19 protein-coding genes and 1 pseudogene are annotated in these 19846 nt (G+C 70.9%); 9 read left to right on the top strand and 11 right to left on the bottom strand.

The annotated features are described in order from the left end of the window. Positions 1 to 94 precede the first annotated feature (94 nt). Positions 95 to 1423 carry an aspartate aminotransferase family protein gene (locus ABH941_RS10510; RefSeq protein WP_370128480.1) on the bottom strand — a complete coding sequence of 443 codons (1329 nt, stop codon included), beginning with the start codon at positions 1421 to 1423 and terminating at the stop codon, positions 95 to 97. Then, positions 1420 to 2886: an APC family permease gene (locus tag ABH941_RS10505; RefSeq protein WP_370128478.1), complete on the bottom strand. Its 1467-nt coding sequence runs from the start codon at positions 2884 to 2886 to the stop codon at positions 1420 to 1422. The genes ABH941_RS10510 and ABH941_RS10505 overlap by 4 nt, the downstream gene beginning before the upstream one ends. A gap of 220 nt (positions 2887 to 3106) precedes the next feature. On the opposite strand from ABH941_RS10505, the gene ABH941_RS10500 reads away from it, so the two are divergent. Continuing rightward, positions 3107 to 3997, top strand: coding sequence for a LysR family transcriptional regulator (locus ABH941_RS10500; RefSeq protein WP_370128476.1), 891 nt, complete (start codon positions 3107 to 3109; stop codon positions 3995 to 3997). Positions 3998 to 4010: 13 nt separating this feature from the next. Here ABH941_RS10500 and ABH941_RS10495 read toward each other — a convergent pair whose 3' ends face one another. From ABH941_RS10495 to ABH941_RS10485, 3 genes are all read right to left on the bottom strand, one after another. Then, a complete protein-coding gene (locus ABH941_RS10495) occupies positions 4011 to 5561 on the bottom strand; it encodes a flavin-containing monooxygenase (RefSeq protein ID WP_370128474.1) in 1551 nt (516 codons plus the stop codon). 2 nt (positions 5562 to 5563) lie between these two features. After that, the gene (locus ABH941_RS10490) at positions 5564 to 6028 is read right to left on the bottom strand and encodes a cupin domain-containing protein (protein WP_370128472.1); all 465 of its coding nucleotides are present in this window, start codon (positions 6026 to 6028) and stop codon (positions 5564 to 5566) included. Between the two features lie 124 nt (positions 6029 to 6152). Beyond that, on the bottom strand, positions 6153 to 6932 hold the full coding sequence (locus tag ABH941_RS10485; RefSeq protein ID WP_370128470.1) for an IclR family transcriptional regulator: 780 nt from the start codon (positions 6930 to 6932) through the stop codon (positions 6153 to 6155). Positions 6933 to 7013: 81 nt separating this feature from the next. Between ABH941_RS10485 and ABH941_RS10480 the strand changes: the two genes are divergently transcribed. The 6 genes and pseudogenes from ABH941_RS10480 (at position 7014) to ABH941_RS10455 (ending at position 10697) form a co-directional block, all read left to right on the top strand. Beyond that, on the top strand, positions 7014 to 7790 hold the full coding sequence (locus ABH941_RS10480) for an SDR family oxidoreductase (protein ID WP_370128695.1): 777 nt from the start codon (positions 7014 to 7016) through the stop codon (positions 7788 to 7790). Next, positions 7790 to 8344: a cupin domain-containing protein gene (locus ABH941_RS10475; protein WP_370128468.1), complete on the top strand. Its 555-nt coding sequence runs from the start codon at positions 7790 to 7792 to the stop codon at positions 8342 to 8344. Before ABH941_RS10480 ends, ABH941_RS10475 begins: the two co-directional genes overlap by 1 nt. Then, entirely contained in the window at positions 8341 to 9222 is an 882-nt protein-coding gene (locus tag ABH941_RS10470) for an alpha/beta fold hydrolase (RefSeq protein ID WP_370128466.1), read from the top strand. Before ABH941_RS10475 ends, ABH941_RS10470 begins: the two co-directional genes overlap by 4 nt. After that, the gene (locus ABH941_RS10465; RefSeq protein ID WP_370128464.1) at positions 9219 to 10154 is read left to right on the top strand and encodes a 2,3-dihydroxyphenylpropionate 1,2-dioxygenase; all 936 of its coding nucleotides are present in this window, start codon (positions 9219 to 9221) and stop codon (positions 10152 to 10154) included. Before ABH941_RS10470 ends, ABH941_RS10465 begins: the two co-directional genes overlap by 4 nt. Before the next feature lie 85 nt (positions 10155 to 10239). Further along, positions 10240 to 10533: pseudogene (locus ABH941_RS10460) on the top strand (4-hydroxy-2-oxovalerate aldolase); the annotation flags it as partial. Then, on the top strand, positions 10530 to 10697 hold the full coding sequence (locus ABH941_RS10455) for a hypothetical protein (RefSeq protein ID WP_370128462.1): 168 nt from the start codon (positions 10530 to 10532) through the stop codon (positions 10695 to 10697). The pseudogene ABH941_RS10460 and the gene ABH941_RS10455, both read left to right, overlap by 4 nt. A gap of 105 nt (positions 10698 to 10802) precedes the next feature. Here the strand turns inward: ABH941_RS10455 and ABH941_RS10450 are convergent, their stop codons facing one another. After that, positions 10803 to 11504: a response regulator gene (locus ABH941_RS10450; RefSeq protein ID WP_370128693.1), complete on the bottom strand. Its 702-nt coding sequence runs from the start codon at positions 11502 to 11504 to the stop codon at positions 10803 to 10805. Positions 11505 to 11664: 160 nt separating this feature from the next. Here ABH941_RS10450 and ABH941_RS10445 point away from each other — a divergent pair, with 160 nt between their 5' ends. After that, the gene (locus ABH941_RS10445) at positions 11665 to 12405 is read left to right on the top strand and encodes a Clp protease N-terminal domain-containing protein (protein ID WP_370128460.1); all 741 of its coding nucleotides are present in this window, start codon (positions 11665 to 11667) and stop codon (positions 12403 to 12405) included. A gap of 8 nt (positions 12406 to 12413) precedes the next feature. On the opposite strand, the gene ABH941_RS10440 is transcribed toward ABH941_RS10445, so the two are convergent. From ABH941_RS10440 to ABH941_RS10420, 5 genes are all read right to left on the bottom strand, one after another. Next, positions 12414 to 13199, bottom strand: coding sequence for a GntR family transcriptional regulator (locus ABH941_RS10440; RefSeq protein ID WP_370128458.1), 786 nt, complete (start codon positions 13197 to 13199; stop codon positions 12414 to 12416). Further along, entirely contained in the window at positions 13196 to 14788 is a 1593-nt protein-coding gene (locus tag ABH941_RS10435; RefSeq protein ID WP_370128456.1) for a beta-N-acetylhexosaminidase, read from the bottom strand. The genes ABH941_RS10440 and ABH941_RS10435 overlap by 4 nt, the downstream gene beginning before the upstream one ends. Positions 14789 to 14849: 61 nt before the next feature. Continuing rightward, the gene (locus ABH941_RS10430) at positions 14850 to 15689 is read right to left on the bottom strand and encodes a carbohydrate ABC transporter permease (protein WP_370128454.1); all 840 of its coding nucleotides are present in this window, start codon (positions 15687 to 15689) and stop codon (positions 14850 to 14852) included. Next, positions 15686 to 16648, bottom strand: coding sequence for a carbohydrate ABC transporter permease (locus tag ABH941_RS10425; protein WP_370128452.1), 963 nt, complete (start codon positions 16646 to 16648; stop codon positions 15686 to 15688). Before ABH941_RS10425 ends, ABH941_RS10430 begins: the two co-directional genes overlap by 4 nt. Before the next feature lie 11 nt (positions 16649 to 16659). Then, positions 16660 to 17997 carry an extracellular solute-binding protein gene (locus tag ABH941_RS10420; RefSeq protein WP_370128450.1) on the bottom strand — a complete coding sequence of 446 codons (1338 nt, stop codon included), beginning with the start codon at positions 17995 to 17997 and terminating at the stop codon, positions 16660 to 16662. A gap of 355 nt (positions 17998 to 18352) precedes the next feature. Here ABH941_RS10420 and ABH941_RS10415 point away from each other — a divergent pair, with 355 nt between their 5' ends. Then, a complete protein-coding gene (locus tag ABH941_RS10415) occupies positions 18353 to 19834 on the top strand; it encodes a cellulose binding domain-containing protein (RefSeq protein WP_370128447.1) in 1482 nt (493 codons plus the stop codon). Positions 19835 to 19846: the final 12 nt, after the last annotated feature.

Raw genomic sequence — 19846 nt, 5'->3', positions numbered from 1 at the left:
TCAGGGAGCCACCTCCGCGAATTCCGCTGCCCGGCGGACAGCATCGTATCGAGTACAGGATGCCCTGAGGAGGTGGTCACGCGGCTCCGCACTGCTACCGGGCGAACTCCTTTTCGACCTCGCCGATGACGTCCTCCAGCACGTCCAGTGCGCGGGCGAGCTGGTCCCGCTCGATGTCCAGCGGGGGCTTGACCTTGATGAGGTTGCCGCGCCCGCCGTACCTGCTCTCTCCGAGGATCACCCCGCGCTCCAGGGCGCGCCGGAACACCTCCGTGGTCTCCTGCGGGGCGGGTTCCTTCGTCTGCCGGTCCCTGACCAGTTCCAGGGAGACCATCAGCCCCGGGCAGCGGACGTCGCCGATGAGGGGGTGGCGCTGCTGCATGTCCAGGAGTCGCCGGGTGGCGTAGTGGCCGTGCTCCGCGGCCCGCGCGGGCAGGTCGTCGGCGAGTATCGCCCGGACGGTGGCCAGGCCGGCCGCCATGGCGACCGGGAACTGTCCGAAGGTGAGCTGGTCGTCGCCGGCGACGAACCGGGCGTGTTCGGCCTTGGCGAGTACCCCTGCCAGCGGGAATCCGCCGCCGACGCCCTTGCCGAAGACGATCATGTCGGGCTCGATGCCGTAGTACTGGCACGCCCACATCGTCCCGGTGCGCCCGAAACCGGTCTGGACCTCGTCCGCGATCAGCAGGATGCCGTACTCGTCGCACAGCTGCCGCAGGCCGCGGTGCCAGTTGTCCGGGTATTCGTTGTGCCCGCCGTTGCCCTGGATCGGCTCGTAGACGATGGCCGCGACCTCGCCGTCGATGCCCTTGTCGATGGTGTCGCGCAACAGACCCAGGCACAGGTCGGCGTCCGCCTCCGGCGTCAGGCCGGCCCGCGGCCGGTAGAGGTCGGGCCGCGCCACCCGGGTGAAGCGCGGCTGGAGCGGGCCGAAGACGTTGTTCGGGTGCGGCCAGCTGGCGGCCATCGTCGCCAGCGACCGGCCGTGGTAGGCGTCCTGAAGGGTGATGATGTGCTGAGCGCCGGGGCGGTTCCGCAGCGCCAGTTTGAACGCCATCTCGACGGCCATGGAGCCGTGCAGGGTGAAGCCGACCCGGTCCAGGCCGTCGGGCGCGACGGCCACCACCGCCTCGGCGAGTTCCAGCAGCACGGGGGTGTGGAAGGTGGGGCGGGCATGGGTGATCCGGTGCAACTGCGCCTCGGCGGCGGCGATGACCCGCGGGTCGTTGGCGCCCAGGTTGTTCGACCACGCCTGGGCGGTGCAGTCGATGTACTCCCGGCCCTGGTCGTCCCAGACCAGGGAGCCGCGGGCCCGGACCAGGGTGAGCTTGCCGGGGTCGCCTCCGGCCGGTTCGTGCAGCAGCGCGCGACGGCCGCGCTCGGCCACCTGACCGGGGCTGATGGTGTCGGCTGCGTGGGTCATTCGCTTGCTCCTTCGTGGTGGGATGCGGTCGCAGCGGCGGCGCCGAGGTACGGGGTCGTCCCGGTGGGCGCTTCGACGACCCTGGACCGGACGCCGGCCGTGCCCGCGGTGATGCGCCTGCGCAGGTGCGCGACGTACCACAGGGCGCCGAGCGCGAGCACGTACACCGTGGTCAGGCCGGTCGAACGGTTTGCCGCGGGAAAGATGTAGAAGGCGATGACGATCAGGCACCAGGCGATGCCGGCCAGCATGGTGGGCATCAGCCAGCGGCCGAGGTTGAAGTAGCCGTCCGGCGCCTGGGGCATGGTCCCGCGCCGATGGGCGATCAGCGCGCCGACGATGGTGAACAGGTAGGTCAGGTAGTACGTCAGGCCGACGATCGCGAAGATCTCGTTGACCAGGCTCGCCGACATGAAGTTCACGGCCACCGACAGGACGGTGACGACCAGGACGGCGTTGACCGGCACCTTGGAGCGTCTGCCGATTCTCGCCAGCCAGCTCGAACCGGGCAGCATCCCGTCCCGCGACAGGGAGTAGCACATGCGGGTCGCGACGGCGAGATTGGCGACCAGGGCCGCGGCGATCGCGGCGAAGGAGATGACGATCACCGCGTTCGCGGCGAAGCTGCCGTAGTGGGTTCTGGCGATGTGGAGCAGCGGGTTCTCGCCCTGTCCCAGCAGGGCGTCGGTGCCGTGCGGGATGGCCATGGCGAAGATGGCGAAGCCCAGGAATCCCAGGACGCCGCCGGCCACGACGCTCCGCAGCATCGCCCGGGGAGCCGTGCGCCGGGGATCCTTGGTCTCCTCCGCCAGGTCGGCGGCGCCCTCCCAGCCGAGCAGGGTGGTCAGCGGCATGAAGGCGGCGAGCCCGAAGATCACGAAGTCGAGGTGGCCCCCTCCGACGACATGGTGGTCGAACAGGATCGAGAAACCCGCCTTGTTGTGGAAGAAGAAGAGTCCGATGCCCGTGACCGCGATCAGCACGACCGTTCCGGCGAACTCCAGGGTGGCGCCGATGTTGTTGGCCCAGGTCGCGATTTTGACGCCGAGCAGATTCAGGACGGCGGCGACGAGAATGGCGGCCACGGAGAAGAGCTGGATGTCGTGCTGTGTGGGGTGCTTCCAGACTTCCGGGGCGAAGACGGTCGCCAGTGCGATGGCCTCCGCTGCTGTGCCGGCGAAGAAGGAGAACATCGCCACCCAGCCGGTCGCCCATCCGTAGTGGGGGCTGACCAGCCGGCTCGACCACTGGTAGGCGTAGCCCGTCACCGGCATGCGCGCCGACAGGTGCATATAGACCAGCGTGACCAGCAGGACCCCGGGGGTCACCAGGAACCACAGCCAGATGCCGACTCCGCCGACCTTGGTGAAGGGGTCGGAGAACAGCGTGTACAGCGCCGTGGTGATGCTGATCATGGAGAACGCCACAGAGAACGAGGTGAAGGCCCCGATCGTTCTGCTCATGCGTTGCTGATAGCCAAGAGCGGCGAGCTCCTGGTCGTCCTTACTCGTTTCCACTGGCACGGTCATACGAGCTTCTCCCGTCACCCCGACCCGGCTTACTGTTTGAATGGGGGCAACAGTAATCCTTTGTTTTATCAGGGTGAATGACGAATTCATCCGTCGATTGTTCAGCCCGGCGATACAATCGGATGCAACCCCGCTCGACGTCCCTGGAGCGCCCATGCCACTCAGCATCACTGTGCGTCAGGTCGAGGCGTTTCTGGCGGTCTGCGAGGAGCAGCACTTCTCCCGAGCCGCGGCGCGGCTGTGCGTCTCACCCCCGTGGCTGAGTCAGACCATCAAGGAGCTGGAACGCCATGTGGGTGTGCGGCTACTGGAACGCACCACCCGCAGCGTGGTCCTGACCGAGGCCGGCACCGTCTTCGCGAGCCTGGCCGGCCGTGCCCTGAGCGACCTGGACAACGCGGTGGCCACCACGCGGAGCCTCGCCCGGGCGGACACGCAGAGCCTGAGCCTCGGGTACACCATCGGCGCGGGCCTGGAGATCCTGCCGCGGCTGGTGCGGACCTTCGCCGCCCAGTACCCCGAGGTGCACGTGGCCACGGTCGAGTTCGACTTCGCGGACCCCTCGGCGGGGCTCCGCGACCGGAAGGTCGACGCCGCCGTCGTCCGGCCGCCGATCGGCCTGGCCGGGCTGGCCTCGCTCGACCTCCTCGCGGAGCCACGCGTGGCCTGCCTGCCCGAGGGCCACCGCCTGGCCGGCCGCGCGTCGCTGCAGGTCGCCGACGTCCTCACCGAACCCATCATCGCCGCACCGGCCTCGCCGGGTCCCTGGCGGGACTACTGGCTGCTGACGGAGTACCGCGCCACGGCGGCACCGGTCGTGGCGGAGGCCAGCACCTTTGAGGCCGAACTGCACATGGTCGCGCGTGGTGAGGGCATCAGCATCACCGCGACGTCGGCGTCACGCTGGTACACGCGACCGGGCATCGTCTTCATCCCGATCGACGACCTCGAACCGTGCCGGGTCGCCCTGGCCTGGTGGCCCGAAGACACTCCGCTGGTCGCCGGCCTCGTCTCGGTCGCCACCCACCTGGCCGGTGCCAACTGACGCAAGGACTGCGTCAGTCCTGTTCCACCTGCCGGCCGGCAGCGGCGACCGCCGGGCCCGAACCGGGCCTCCGCTGCTGGAGGCGCTCGGTGGTCGGGAGCCTGCGCAGCAGGGCCGGGGTGATGCGGCGGTACGCCGCCGGATCGATCGGGTTGAGCCAGTGCGAGGCGCGCACCAGGACGTTGATGTTGAGATCGAGGTCGCCCAGCACTTCGTCGACGTTGTGCATGGAGTAGGGGATGATCTTCGTGCCCTTGCAGTGGTGCCCGTCGGTTGCGGTGTCCATGAACGCCAACTGGTCGACGACCGCCTGACGGATCGACTCCGTGCTGGGCAGCGGTACCGCTCGCGCGATCGCCGCAGCGATCCACACGGCCGCCATCTCGGCGTTGAGCGGGCTGAAGAACGAGGAGTTGTAGCCGTTGAAGTACAGCCCGGGGATGTCCACCGGCAGGATCTGACGGTAGAGCATGAAGTTCCCGCGCTCGTCCAGCAGCCGCTCCTGCAGTTCCGCGGGGAGGAACGGCACGGCCTGGGTGAAGCCGGTCGCGCACACGACCAGGTCGGCCGGCAGCTCGGCTCCGTCCGAGAGCTGGGCGAACGGCCTGCCGTCCCGGGCGAGCAGCCGAACGATGGTCCGGTCCCGGCGCACCCCGATGCGGCCGTCGGCGACCGCTTCGAAGAAGCCCTCGGTGGCGAGCCCGATGGCGCCCCGGACGATGTCCTCCATGCTGCCGCGTGGGACCAGGGCGAGTCGCCTGAGGCCGAACTGGCGCACCGAGACGGATCCGATGGAGTCGACCATCCTACGGCGCACTCCGTTGCCGGGGCCGTGCAGGAACTTCTCGAACCCGCGCAGCCGCAGATAGCGGAAGAGCGCCTCGCCCATGCGGGTCAGCAGCAGCATCTTGAAGTTGAGAAGGCCGCCGATCCTGCGCGGCACCTTCCACAGCAGTTGCCGCGCGATCACCTCGGTGCTCCCGGCGACCTCGCTGATCGCCACGGCGACATCGCACGCGGACTTCCCGTAGCCCACGACCAGAACGTGCCTGCCCCGGGCCTCCTCGGCGTCGTGGAACTCGGTGGCCGCGCACAACCGCCCGCCCGCCGCAGTGAATTCGGCCGTGCCCGGGTAGGCGGGGACGGCCGGTTCGCAGAACACGCCGTTGGCCACGACGAGTCGGTCGAACTCCTCGGTCGAGTGACTGCCCGCGGCGTCCGTCGCCTCGATGGTCCAGCCGTCACCCCGTGGGCGCGCGGCGGTCACCTCGGTGTTCAGCCGGAGCGTGCGGTCGAGGCCGAACGCCGTGGTGTATGCGGCCAGATAGGCCTGGACCTGCTCGCCGCTGGGCCACTCGGGGAACTCCTTCGGCATCGGGAAGTCCGAGAGCGAGTACTGGGCCCCGGGGCTCTGAGTCGTCAGTCCCGGATAGCGCCGGGTCCGGCTCCACACTCCCCCGACGTCGGGCGTCCGGTCGAACACCTGGACCTCGTGCCCGGCCTGGGTGAGCACCTTCGCGGTGGCGAGACCGGCGACGCCGGCGCCGATGATGGCGATCCGCATGGTCAGCCGACCTCGGGTGGGAGCTGGAGCTCGATGCCGAACTCGGCCATGACCTTCTGGATGAGCGAGATGTCCTTCGGGCCGGGGGGCATGTCGGCGAGCGCCTCGTAGTACTTCTCCAGGCCGGCCGGCGAGACCACGGAGATGACCCGCGACTCCTCCCCGTACGGGTTGCGGAACGCGTGCACCACGTCGCGGGGCAGATAGAGGTAGTCGCCGTGCTCCAGCACGAACTCCTCGTCGCCGAGCCGGACGTCGAGCCGTCCGGCCAGGCAGATGAAGGATTCGTCCTCGCGGGTGTGCAGGTGCGGGGGCGGGCCGTCGACCCGGGCGGGGATCGTGTACTCGAACAGCGAGTAGGCGTGGCGGGTGGACGCGCCGTCCGTCTTCAGCGTGATGCCGAGCCCGATCGCCGCGATCGCGTGTCCCGCACGCGAGGGGAGCATGTAACCGCCACCGAGAGTCATCGTCGTCTCCTCAGGTCACCGCACCGACACGTCGTCGGTATGCCGGCGGTCACAGCATTGGAGTCACTGGCACGAGCCGCAAGCAGCCGTCCCACTCAGTGGGACAGCGCGTGTTCGGCACGGCTCAGCGACGGTGTGAGTAGGCTCTGGACGCGGCGGCCGCTGCCAGCCGGACCGCGGGCCCGATCCGGTCCGCGCGCACCAGGCCGGTGGGGCCGGTCACCGACAGCGCTGCCACCACCTCGCCGAGCGGTCCGAAGAGCGGGGCGCCCACGCAGCTCACGCCGATGTTGCCCTCCTCGCGTTCGACTGCCCAGCCCCGGGACGGGATCGCGGTGAGCTCGCGCAGGATGGCGACCGGGCTGGTGAGGGTGCGCGGCGTCCTGGCAGGCAGGCCGGCGCCGAGCACCGCCTCGATGGTCGCGGTGTCGCTGTAGGCGAGAATGGCGCGGCCCAGGGCCGAGCAGTAGGCCGGGACGCTGCCGCCGACCTGGGAGAGCATCGGCATGGGCCGGTGCCCGGTGATCTTCTCGACGACCAGGACCTGCGCCCCGTCGAGGACTCCGAGCTGCACCGTGGTCCTGGTCGCGTTGTGCAGGTCCTGCAGGAACGGCAGGACCGACTCGCGCAGTTCGTGCCGGATCGGCGCCAGGCCGGAGAGCTCGAACAGCCGGTTGCCGATGCGGTAACGGTCCTTGGGCTTGTCCAGCCAGCCGAGGCGGATCATCCGCTCGGCCGTACGGTGCGTGGTCGAGCGCGGCAGACCGCACCGGGCCACCAGGGCCGCGAGGGTCAGCTCCCGGTGCTCGGCGTCGAAGGCGCCCAGGATGGCCGCCGCGCGGTCCAGCCCGCCGAGGCTGCCCTGATCGCTGCGCTGATCGCTGTCCCGCTCAGTGGGACTCATCGTTGGCTCCGGGATCCATGGGGGCCAGGCTAGACCCGTCGCGGACCACGACGCGAGGCCCGGAACCCTTCGGAGGCAGACATCAGCAAGCGAACCGCTCTCGTCGGCGGCGGCAGTGCGGGCATCGGCTACGCCGTGGCCGAGCACCTGGCGCGTTCGGGACACCGGGTGGTCATCACCGGCCGCCGGGCCGACCCGCTCCGGACAGCCGCGTCCGCACTGCGGGAGAGCACCGGAGCCGTGGTCGAGGCGCTGGTCAACGACGTGTCGGAGCCGGCCGCCGCCGCGGCGGCGGTCGCCTGGGTCGAGGAGCGCCACGGCACGCTCGACGTGCTGGTGCTCAACGCGGGCGGACCGGCGCCCGGCCGGATCCTGGACGTCGACGACAACCAGTGGCAGCAGGCGTACGAACTGCTGCTGCTCGGACCGCTGCGGCTGGCACGGCTGCTGCTGCCCCGGATGGCCGCGCAGGGTTTCGGCCGGGTCCTGTTCGTGACGTCCGCGGCGGTGCGTCAGCCACAGCCCGACCTGGCGACCTCCGTCGTGCTCAGATCCGCGGTCACCGCGGCGGCCAAGCTGCTGGCGCGGGAGTTCGCGGCCGAGGGCGTGACGGTCAACTGCGTGGCGCCCGGCGCGACCGCCACCGGACGCCGTCGGCAGATCCTGGAGAACCGCGCCCGGCTGGAGGGAAAGAGCTACGTCGCGCTGAACACCGAGGACGCCGCGGCCGTTCCGGCCGGCCGGGCCGGGCGTCCAGGGGAGATCGCGGCCGTGGTGGCATTCCTGGCCTCGGAAGCCGCAGGCTACGTCAACGGCACCGTGATCACGGTCGACGGCGGACGAACGGAGACCATCTGATGGCGCAGTCAGGACCCGAATTCTCCCTGCCCGAGTTCCTCGGCGCGATCTCCGGGACCGTCCGGCCGAGCAGCGCGCGTCCGATCGTGGTGACCGCCGCCGAGCTGGAACCCCTTCCGGCGGGGCAGGTGCACAACCCCACGAGGCTCTCCGTCGCGGGCCGGCTGCCGACCGCCACGTTCGAGATCTTCCGGCAGTCGATCCCGCCGGGCCTCAGCTCCGACATGCAGCGCCACCACCACGAGACCGTCCACTTCGTCATCTCGGGCCGGGGCCACAGCGAGGTCGAGGACGAGACCGCGTCCTGGTCCGCCGGCGACTTCGTCTACACCCCGCCGTGGACCTGGCACCGCCACTACAACGACTCCGACCGTGACCCGGTCGAGTTCCTGACCATCGAGAACTCACGCCTGCTCAACCTGCTGGGGGTCGGCCGGCGCCAGAGCGCCGGCCTGGTGACCGTCGAAGAGGCCCGTGAGCGCTTCCGCGAGGACGCACGTCCGGACGACCACCCGCAGGCCCACGGGCCGACAGCTGAGGAGCACACGCCATGAGCGACCTGCCCGCCCATATCAGCGTCTGGGGCGAACTCGCGGACGTCGACCACGAACTGCGCCACGTCGACGTCGGCGGGGTCCGCACCCGCGTCCTGCGGGCCGGGTCCTCCGGCCCGCACCTGATCCTGCTGCACGGCACCGGCGGACACCTGGAGGCCTACGCCCGCGATGTGGCCGGGCTGGCCGAGGACTTCCGCGTCACCGTCTACGACATGGTCGGCCACGGCTGGTCCGACCTGCCGGACCAGCCGTACACCACCGACGTGCTCTCCGACCACCTGCTCGGGCTGATGGACGCCCTGGGCATTGAGGCCGCGCACCTGTCGGGTGAATCGCTCGGCGGCTGGGTGGCCGCCTGGACGGCGGCGCACAGCCCGGACCGGGTGGACCGGCTGGTGCTCAACACCCCGGGCAACATCGCGAACAAGCCCGAGGTCATGGTGCGGCTGCGGGAGAGCACCATGGCCGCCGTCCTGGACCCCAACGACGAGGTGGTGCGCCGCCGGGTGGAATTCCTGTTCCACCACAAGGAGATGGTGACCGACGAACTGGTCGGCCTGCGCCGCGCGGTCTACAGCCGCCCCGGCTTCGTCCGGGCCATCACCAACACGCTCGTGCTGCAGGATCCCGAGGTGCGCAGGGACTTCGCCTGGGACCCGTCCTGGGTCGGGAAGATCGCCGCGCCCACGCTGCTGCTGTGGACCGACCACGACCCGACCGGCGGGCTCGACGAGGCGGCGCTGCTGCTGAAGTGGCTGCCCCGTGCCCGGCTGCATGTGATCGAGGACGCCGGCCACTGGCCGCAGTGGGAGAAGCCCGAGGAGTACCTGCGCGTCCACCGGGACTTCCTGCTCACCGCGGAGGCCCCGGTATGAGCGAGATCGTCGGCCTGGTCGGCATGTCCCACTCGCCGTTCGCCACCATGACGCCGCCGCAGGGGCCCGAACAGCCGGGCGGCCGGTTCATGGCCGACGCCGCCCGGGTGGCCCGGGCCGTGGCCCGGCTGACCCCGGACGCCGTCGTGGTCATCGGCCCGGACCACTTCCACGCCAACTTCTACGACGCGATGCCGCCGTTCGTGCTCGGCGTCGAGCAGGTTGCCGGGTTCGGTGACTTCGGCAGCAGGTCCGGCCCGCTGCCGGTCGCGACCGGACTGGCCTGGTCGGTCCGCGACGCGCTGGCCCAGTCCGGATTCGACCTGTCGCTCTCCTACGCGCTGACCGCGGACCACGGACTGGTGCAGAGCTACGACATGGTCTGCGGCACGGCCGGGATCCCGCTGGTGCCGCTGATCGTCAACACCGCCGCACCGCCGCTGCCCAGCCTGGAGCGCTGCGTGGACCTGGGCAGAGCGCTCGGCGAGGCCCTGCGCGCGGCGGAGTTCGCCGGGCGGGTGCTGGTCGTCGCCAGCGGCGGACTGTCGCACTGGCTGCCCTCCAACGACCCGCGCGACCTGTCGGCGGCCGACCAGCGGCGCACCGCGATGATCCACGGGCGCAGCGACCCGCACGCCTACGACGCGGTGCGGGTGCCCCGGATCCGCGCGATGGGCGGTGACCCCGACGCCCACGTCAACACCGCCTGGGACACCTGGTTCCTCAAGCAGCTCGGCACCGCCGACGCGGCACCGGTCGTGGCACTGGGCGACCCCGGCCTGGAGGAACAGGCCGGAAGCGGCGGACACGAGGTCAGGACCTGGCTGATCGGGCAGGCCGCGGTAGCCCTGCCACTGGTCTGGACCAGCTATGAACCGGTTCCGGAGTGGATCACCGGCATGGGCATCGGCACGACCTTCGAGGTGGACTGACATGCCGTCGGCTTCCCGAACACTCGACACGGGCGCCGCCGAGGCGCTGCGGCAGCTCACCGAAGCCCGCGCCCGCCGCCGCCCCGGCTGCGACCTGCACGCCCTTCAGGACGCCGCCGACGACCTGGTCCGTCCCCTGCACGACCGTCCGGTCCGGGTCGACCGCGAAACCCTCACCCTCGACTACGCCGGGGTCTACTCCAGTTTCCTGCGGCACGCCGAGACCGTCTCCCGCAGCTACGGCGTCGACGTCCGGACCCTTCTCCTGGAGGCGGGCCGGCGCGGCCTGGTGGGCGGTCAGGAGGACATGCTCGTCGACATCGCCCTCGGGCAGCCGCAGGGCGTTGCTCAGGGGGCCGGACCGAGCAGGACCGCATGACCGTCGGGATGGTGGTCGGAGCCGGCTCGGGTGGTGGCGGGCCGGAGGCGGCCGGACCGGTCGACGGTGAAGAGGAGGTCGTGGCCCGGCTCCAGGGGCAGGTTCGCGGGGCGGACCTGGATCGTCGCTCCCGAACGGTGGCGGCCGGCCAGGGCGTGAGCTGACAGTCCGGGGGCGAACAGGACTTCCCCGCTCAGGAACGGCGCCACCACGCCGCGGCCTTCCTCGCGCTCGGCGAAGCGCCATCGGGGTGAACCCGGTGGCTCCGGTCAGCGACCCGCGGCGCGGTAGCGGTGCTCGGGGCGGCCAGTGGTGCCGTAGCGCAGCTCCAGCCGGGCCGCGCCCTCCCGTACCAGGTAGGAGAGGTAGCGCTGGGCGGTGGCCCGGGAGACGCCGGTGAGCTCGGCGACCTCGCTGGCCGAGAGGTCGCGGTCGGCCGCCCGGACGGCCTCGCGGACCAGGGCCAGGGTGGGCGCGGAGTGGCCCTTCGCCGGCAGGGTCGGGGCCGGGACCGGCCGGGCCGCGTGGAACAGGGCGTCCACGTCGGCCTGCTCGGTCACCGCAGCAGGACCGAGCGCGGCCATCCGCTGCCGCAGCTGCTGATACGCGGTCAGTTTCTCGGTCAGCATCGGGAAGCCGAAGGGCTTCACCAGATAGCCCACCGCGCCGAGCTGCATCGCCTCCCGGACCGATCCGACGTCCCGGGCGGCGGTGATCATCAGCGCGTCGGGCCGCTCCGCCGCCGCGGCGGCGCTGTCGCCGCTGAGCCGCCGCAGCACGTCGAGGCCGCTGCCGTCGGGCAGGTAGACGTCGAGCAGCAGCAGGTCGGGGCGCAGTTCGCGGACAGCGTCCAGGGCGGCGGCCACGGTCGCGGCCTGGCCGACCACCTCGAAGCCGGGCACCCTGCGGACGTAGGCCGCATGGATGCCGCTGACCCGGAAGTCGTCGTCCACCACCAGCGTGCGGATGATCGGTGTGCCGGTCATCGCAGCACCTCTCTTCTTCACCGCCGCGGCCGCGGGGCCGGCTCCGTCGCCTGCCCACGTCCCGGAGATTGTGCCTGAATTACAGCCCGATCGGAGTGACAACCACGGGTTGACACCTATCCTACTGTCAACCTACGGTTGTCACATGACGGAACCCGTAGCAATGACGAACCACGTCCGGCTCGACGACCTGATCGAGGCGATCAGGAAGGTCCACCCGGACGTCCTCGACCAGCTCTCCGACGCGGTCATCGCCGCCGACCACCTCGGCGAGATCGCCGACCACCTGATCGGCCACTTCGTGGACCAGGCCCGGCGCTCCGGCGCGTCCTGGACGGACATCGGCCGCAGCATGGGCGTCACCCGGCAGGCGGCCCAGAAGCGCTTCGTCCCCAAGGCCTCCGGCGAAGCCCTGGACCTGGACCTGAGCCAGGGCTTCAGCCGGTTCACGCCGCGGGCCAGGAACGTCGTGATGGCCTCCCAGAACGAGGCCCGCGCGGCCGGCAACGCCACCATCGGCACCGGCCATCTGGTGCTGGGGCTCCTGTGCGAGCCGGAGGGGCTGGCGGCCAAGGCGGTGCTCGCCCAGGGCGTGACGCTGGAAGCAATTCGCGAGACCGCCGCCGCGTCGCTGCCGGCCGCCGCCGGCCCGGTGCCCGAGCTCATCCCCTACGACGCCCAAGGCAAGAAGGCCCTGGAGCTGACCTTCCGCCAGGCCCTGCGCCTTGGCCACAACTACATCGGCACCGAGCACATCCTGCTGGCCCTGCTCGAACTGGAGGACGGCACCGGCGTACTCACCGGCCTCGGCATCGACAAGACCGCCACCGAGGCCTCCATCGCCGAGGCCCTGGCCGCCTACACCGCCGCCCCCGGCCAGGGCTGAGGCCCGCGTCAGCCCGAGGAGGCGTCGAAGCGGAGTTTGGAGGTGATTCGGTAGCGGTCGCCGCGGTAGACGGCGTGGACGAACTCGACGATTCGGCCGGTGGTGTCCCGGGTGGTGCGCTCGACCTGGAGGATCGGGGCGTAGACCGGGACGTCGAGGAGTTCGGCCTGTTCGGGGTTGGTGACGGCGGGTTCCAGGGTCTGCACCGCGTCGGAGACCACGACGTCGAAGCGTTCGCGGAGCAGCTGGTAGAAGTTGCCGCTCTCCATGTCCTCGGGTGCGAGTCCGGGGACGACGGCGGCCGGCAGTTCCAGCTGTTCGATCGACATCGGCTCGTTGTCGACGTCGCGGACCCGGGTGATCCGCAGCACCGGCTCCTCGGGGCCGATGCCCAGCCGGGCCGCGCGCGGCGGTCCGGCCGGGCCGACGGTGAAGCGGATCACCCTGCTGGTCCAGTCGCCCTCGGCGGGCGGCACGGCCAGGGCGTTGGTGGTGGTGCCGGACATCTCCTGGGTGACCTTGTGCGGGCTGGTGAAGGTGCCCTTCCCCTGCTGACGGACCAGCAGCCCGCTGCGGGTCAGCTCCTCGACGGCGGCCCTGACCGTGGGCCTGGACACTCCGAGCTGGGTCGCCAGGTCGCGCTCGGCGGCGAGACTGGTGCCGGGGCCCGAGCGCTCGATGACGTCGAGCAGATGCCGGCGGACCCGGTCGCGCTTGGCCGTGGGGAGCCTGCGGGCCGGATGGGCCGCGGGGTCGGCGGCGGCGCTGTCGGTGCTGCTGTCGGTACTGGTCACCCCTCCATCGTCCCAATCATCCGGGGAGTGTGCGTACCGCCCGCCGAGAGCAGTGCGGCGATCCTGCGCCGGTGCGTCGCGGCCCGCTCCAGCAGCGAGTCGCGGTCGTGCGGTCCGGGCCGCCAGGCGATCTCGGCGACGGCGCACAGCCGGGGGTAGAGCAGGTAGCGCGCGTGGGCGGGGGTGGCCACGTACTCCGTCCACAGCGAGCCCTGCACACCCAGTACGCCCGGGCGTTCGTCCTGCGCCGGGTCGGCGACCGGCAGTCCGCCCGGCTGAAGGTCTGCGGCCAGCGGGTCGAAGCGGAGGACGTCGTCGAAGCTGACGATCCCCCCGGGCTGGCCGGGCGGCTCGTGCGGGTGGTCCCGCTGCGGGTAGTCGAGGTAGGTGGAGCGGTGCGGTCCCATCACCACCTGGTGGCCGCGGCCGACTGCCAGCACCCCGTGGACCGGTTCGCGCCAGGCGCCGAGCACCATCCCTGCGGGGGGTTCGCCGGAGGCGTGGCCGGTCTCGTCCCAGCAGACGGTGCGGCGGCCGTGTCCGGCGAGGTGGTCTGCCATCCGGCCCAGGAACCAGCCGCGGAGCTGGGCGGGGTGCTCCAGACCCAGCTCCTGGGCGCGCTCCCGGGCCGCCTCGCTCTGCTCCCACTGGACGGTCGGGCACTCCTCGCCGCCGATGTGGACGTGCCGGGACGGAAAGACCTGCACCACGGTGTCGAGGATCTGTCGGCAGAAGTCCAGGGTCTTGTCGTCCACCGAGAGAATGGACTCGCTGATGCCCCGCTGGGTCCACACCGGCAGCGGGTGCTCCGGGTGGTTGCCGTACTCCGGGTAGGCGGCCAGCGCGGCGCGGACGTGTCCGGGCATCTCGATCTCGGGGACGACGGTGATCCCGCGCCGGGCCGCGAAGGCCACCAGCTCGCGCAGCTCGGCGCGGGTGTAGTAGCCGCCGTGCGGGGTGCCGTCGGCCAGGCCCGATCCTGGCGGGCCGACCTGGGTCTCGGCCCGCCAGGCGCCGACCTCGGTGAGCCGGGGCAGGCCGTCCACCTCGAAGCGCCAGCCCTGGTCGTCGGTGAGGTGCAGCTGCAGCACGTTGAACTTCAGCAGGGCCAGTTCGTCGACCAGTTCGAGCAGGTAGGACAGCGGGAAGAAGTGGCGGACCACGTCGAGCATGAAGCCGCGCCAGGGCAGTCGCGGGCTGTCCCGGATCTCCAGGCAGGGCCAGTAACTGCCGTCGACCGCGGGGCCGGCCGGGTCCAGCACCTCGGGGGGCAGCAGCTGACGCAGCGTCTGGATCCCGGAGAGCAGGCCGGCCTCGGCGGGTGCGCTGAGGGTCGCGCCCTCGGGGCGGATGTCCAGGAGGTAGCCCTGCGGACCGAGGGCGGAGTGCTCCGGGGCGGCGGGGTCCTCCGGGGTGAGCTCCAGCCGGAGCCGCAGTCCCTCCCAGGCGGGAGTGTCGGGGAGGCCGAGGTACTCGGCCAGCAGCCCGGCGGCCTGCTCGGCGCCCGGGCCTGCGGAGAGCCGGAGTTCGGGGCCGACGGGGAGGGTGCCCGGACGGGGGGTGAGCTCGCGGGGGCTGGGGATGATCACGGTGGCCCTTCATGATGCCGGACGTGCGGATGCGCGGGGTGGGGAGAGGGATGCGGCGGGGTCAGTCCTTGACGGCTCCGGCGGTCATGCCGGCCACCAGCCGGCGCTGGATGAGCATGAAGAACACCACCACCGGCAGCGCGAACAGGGTCGAGGCGGCGATCAGACCGCCGTAGTCGGTGCCGGCGCTGGTGCTGAAGGAGACCAGCCACACCGGCAGGGTGTAGTGGCTCTGGTCCTTCATCAGCACATAGGCGAACAGGTAGTCGTTCCAGGCGGTGATGAACGCGAAGACACTGGCGGCGATCACCCCGGGCAGCACCAGCGGCAGCAGGACGGTGCGGATGATCCGCATCCGGCCGGCGCCGTCGACCATCGCGGCCTCCTCCAGCTCGACCGGGATGCCCTGCAGAAAGCCGCGCAGCACCCAGATGGTAAAGGGCAGCACCAGCGCCAGATAGGTGAGGGTCAGCCCGAAGAGGCTGTTGAGCATGTGGGCGCTCTTGAGGCTGAGGAAGATCGGGATCAGCAGCGCCGGCTGCGGCACCATCTGCACGATCAACACCCCGACCAGGAAGCTGCGGCGGCCGAAGAAGCGGAACCGGGTCAGCGCGGTGGCCGCCAGGAACGCCACCACGATGGCCAGCAGCACCACCGAGCAGGTCACCACGGCGCTGTTGGCGAGGTCGGTGAGGAAGCCCGACTTGTGCACCGCGTCGCCGAAGTTGGCCAGGCTGAAGGGGAAGGGCCAGAAGCCCGGGGTGGGCTTGAGGATGTCGCCGTAGGGCTTGAAGGCGGTGTTGACCATCCAGTAGACCGGAAAGATCCACACCGCGCAGAACAGCACGGCTGCCGTGTTCAGCCCGATCCGGCGGGCCCGCACCGCGGCGGGGAGGCTCACAGGTCTTCTCCTGACCGCACCAGTCGGCGCACGTAGAGGGCGGTGGCGCCGAGCAGCAGCAGCACCGACAGGACCGCGATGGCGGCGCCCTGCCCGAAGGAGTTGCTGCTGAACGCCTTGGCGAAGGACCAGATCGGCAGCGTGGTGGTGCTCACGCCGGGGCCGCCCCTGGTGAGGATCCACAGCTGGTTGAAGACGTTGAAGTCCCAGATCACCGAGAGGATGGTGACCAGTCCGAGGATGGGCCGCAGGAACGGCAGGGTGATCACCCGGAACACCGTCACCGGCCCGGCGCCGTCCAGGGCTGCGGCCTCGTAGTAGGTGCGCGGGATCTGCGAGAGGCCGGCGTACAGGGTCAGCGCCACAAAGGGCACCGACTGCCACACCACCAGCAGCCAGACCAGCAGGAAGGCGCTGAGGGTGGAGCCGGACCAGTCGCGCTGGGTGAGGTCACCGAACAGCTGGGTCTGCGTCAGCAGCCAGTTGACGACCCCGTAGACGGGCTGGAACAGCCACTGCCAGACCAGGCTGGAGGCGACGTTGGGCATGGCCCAGGCGGCGATCAGGCAGAGCGTCACCGCGGTGCGCATCCGCCGTCCCAGCCGCTCCATCATCAGCGCGACGGCGAGCCCGATCAGCAGCGTTCCGGCCACCAGCGCGGCGCAGAACCCGACGGTGCGCAGCAGCACCGGGACGAGCTGGGGGTCGTCGAGGACGGTGGAGTAGTTGGCCCAGCCGGCCCAGGTGATCCGTCCGGTGAACAGCGCGCGCAGTCCGTAGTCCTGGAAGGAGATGACCACGACGCGGACCAGCGGATAGCCCAGGACCAGGCCGAGCACGGCGGCGGCGGGTATCAGCAGCAGGTAGGGCAGGGCGCGGCCGCGACGGCGCGGCCGGCGCCGGGGCGGGACCGCCGCCCCCTGGGGGGCGGCGGCGCGCTTCCTGGGTGCCTTGATCAAGGTCGTCATCGTCACTGGGAGGCGTTGAGGGCCTGGTCGAGGTGGGTGTCGAAGTCCTTGGCCGCCTGGGCGACGGTCTTGCGCCCGGTGGCGATGTCAGCGAAGAAGGTATTGATCGACTTGTCGCTCTCGATGGTGGCCCAGCCCGGGGTGGCCGGGGTGCCGACGCTGGTCTTGGCGGCCTCGAAGAAGGCCGCGGAGGTGTCCGGCAACGAGCTCTTGGTGGAGTCGATGAGCTGGGTGGACACCGGGGTCCAGGCGTCGATGCCGACGATGGCGCTGGTCTGCACAGCCGGGCTGGTGGCGGCCTTGAGGTAGGCCAGGGCCAGGTCCTGGTTGGGGCTCTTGGTCGCGATGGCCAGGTCGGAGCCGCCCAGGAAGACCGGCTGGGTCTTGCCGGCGGTGGCGCTGGGGAACGGGAAGGTGCCGATCTGCCCCTTGAGCGAGGGGTTGTCCTTGAGTTCGGTGTTGAGGCTGGTGTCCAGGATGGTGGCGGTCTTGCCACCGGCGAACAGCGCCCGCTCGTCCGGTGCGGTGGTGTCGACATTGCGCGAGGCCGCTGGGGAGTAGGTGTTCTGGAAGGCCTTCCAGGCCTGCAGCCCCTGCTGGGCGGCCGGCGACTCCAGGGCGCCGGTCCACTTGCCGCCACTCTGCGTGGCCAACTGGCCGCCGGCGTCCCAGACGAACTGCAGCGCGGCGTACCAGTACTCGCCGGGGAAGTAGATGGGGGAGAAGTCCGCGGCGTGGTTGGCCGCCTTGATCTTGTCCAGGTCCGCGGTGAACTGGGCCATGGTGGTGGGCGGCGCGGTCACGCCGGCCCTGGACCAGATGGTCTTGTTGTAGACCACGGCGCGGTTGCCGGCGAACAGCGGCGCGGCGTAGAGCTTTCCGTCCACGGTGGCGGGGTCGACCAGACCCGACAGCCAGGTCTGACCCGCCGACAGGTCCGCGCGGTGGGCGGTGATGTCGCTCAGCGCGCCGTTGGCCGCGAACAGCGGCACATCGGTGTTGCCGATCTCCAGCACGTCGGGCGGGTTGTCCTGTGCCAGCGCGGTGCTGATCTTGGTGTTGATGTTGTCCCACTCCTGGATCTGCACGTTCACCTTGGCGCCGGTGGCCTTCTCGAAGACGGCGTTGATGGCGTCGCTGTCCTTGGTGCTCAGATCGCCGTCCATCAGCCATACGGTGATCGACTTCCCGGCCGCCGAGGCAGCTCCCGAGGAGCTCGCGGAACCGGTGGCCCCGCCCCCGGCATTGCCGCCGCCGCTGCCGCAGGCGGTCACGGTCAGGGCCATCACAGCGCCGCAGGCAAACGCGGACAGGGCTCTCTTGTGCGCTCTCGTGTGCACGGAATCCTCCTCGGAAGGCATCGCCGCACCCCGGCCCGTCCGGGGACGGGCTCGGCTCGTCGGCTGGTGAGCGCAGACGCTCCCAGGTGACCATTGGTCATGTCAATACCCCCCAGAGAAATGCCCACCCCGACCTGCGAAGACCAGTATTTCCAAGGCCAGCAAGGTACCTGAGGCCTTGACAGTCGCAGAACAAGGCCCCACCTTGTACGTCAACCGGCAAGCAGTTAATGACCAGTGGTCAGTCCGACGGGGCTGCCCGGCTGCACCGGGCCGTACGGGATCCGCGCTTCCTGGCGCGCGGACTCCGTACGGCGTGCCGCGTTCGCACCTCCCCATCTCCCGAGGAGCACCGATGGAGCACGTCCACCCCCACCGCACGCCGCTCGACAGCACGCCGCTCGACCGCACACCGCTCAACCCGGGCCGCCGGACCCGCAGGGCGCTGCTGGCCGGCGCCGCCGCGCTGGTCTGCGCGGCCACCGCGCTGTACCCGACCGTGCGCCCGGCTCACGCCGACTCGCCCGCGCTGACGGTGCTGTACAAGACCACGACCGGGGCCAGCGCCGACGAGGCCGAGCCCTGGTTCCAGGTCGTCAACAACTCGACCAGCGCCGTTCCGCTCAGTCAGGTGACGCTGCGTTACTACTTCACCGCCGACGGCGCCCCCTCCTACACCTTCGCCTGCGCCTGGGCCGTGGTCAGCTGCGCCAACGTCACCGGCACGGTGGCCGCGCTCTCCACACCGAGCGCCACCGCCGACCACTACCTGCAGATCAGCTTCGGCAGCGGGGCCGGCTCGCTGGCGCCCGGCGCCAGCACCGGCGACCTGCAGCTGCGGCTCTACCGCAGCGACTGGCAGACCGTGAACCAGGCCGACGACTACTCCTTCAACGGAGCCGACACCTCCTACACCGCGTCCAGCACGGTGACCGCGTACCGCAGCGGCGCACTGGTCTGGGGCACCGAGCCGGCCGGCGGCGGCGGGCCGACCTCCAGCCCGACGCCCACCCCCACGCCGACCCCGACACCCACCGGCGGCTCCACCACCCCGCCGTCCGGCGCCGCGCTGTTCGACGACTTCCACTACAGCGGCTCCGGCGACCCCGCCCTGGCCGCGCACGACTGGACCGTGCGCACCGGCTCCGGCGGACCCGGCGTGCAGAACACCTGGTCCGCCAACGCCATCAGCTTCCCCAGCGATCCCACCGCCATCGGCGGCCGGGTCATGCAGCTGCAGGCCAGCACTGACGGCACCGCGGCCGGCACCACCCAGGCCGAGATCGACACCACCCAGCGCAAGTTCTTCGAGGGCACCTACGCGGCCCGGGTCTACTTCAACGACGCCCCGACCAGCGGGGCGAACGGCGACCACGTCAACGAGACCTTCTACACCATCACCCCGGACGACTCGCTCTACAGCGAGAACGACTTCGAGTACCTGCCCAACGGGGGCTGGGGCGGCCCGGCGAACTCGATGTACACCACCTCCTGGTACAGCTCGGACGCCTTCGACCGGGTCACCAACGACACCATCGGCAGCCTCCAGGGCTGGCACACCCTGGTCGCCACGGTCGCGGGCGGCACGGTCACCTACTACATCGACGGCAAGCAGGTCTTCTCGAGCACCGGCAAGTACTACCCGCGCGAGAAGATGACCATCGACTTCAACGAGTGGTTCATCGACCTGCCCTTCACCGGCGCCCGGACCTGGAACGAGAAGGTCAACTGGGTCTACTACAACGCCTCCGGCGCCCAGTCCCCCGCCGCCGTCCAGAGCGCCGTCAACGCCTACGAGGCCACCGGCACGCACTTCACCGACACCGTGCCGAACTGACCCCGAAGGGCA

The organism is Streptacidiphilus sp. EB103A (assembly GCF_041261405.1).
Taxonomy (GTDB): Bacteria; Actinomycetota; Actinomycetes; order Streptomycetales; family Streptomycetaceae; genus Streptacidiphilus.
Note: the sequence above shows the minus strand (reverse complement) of the source record. Positions and strands in the feature narration are given on the sequence as shown.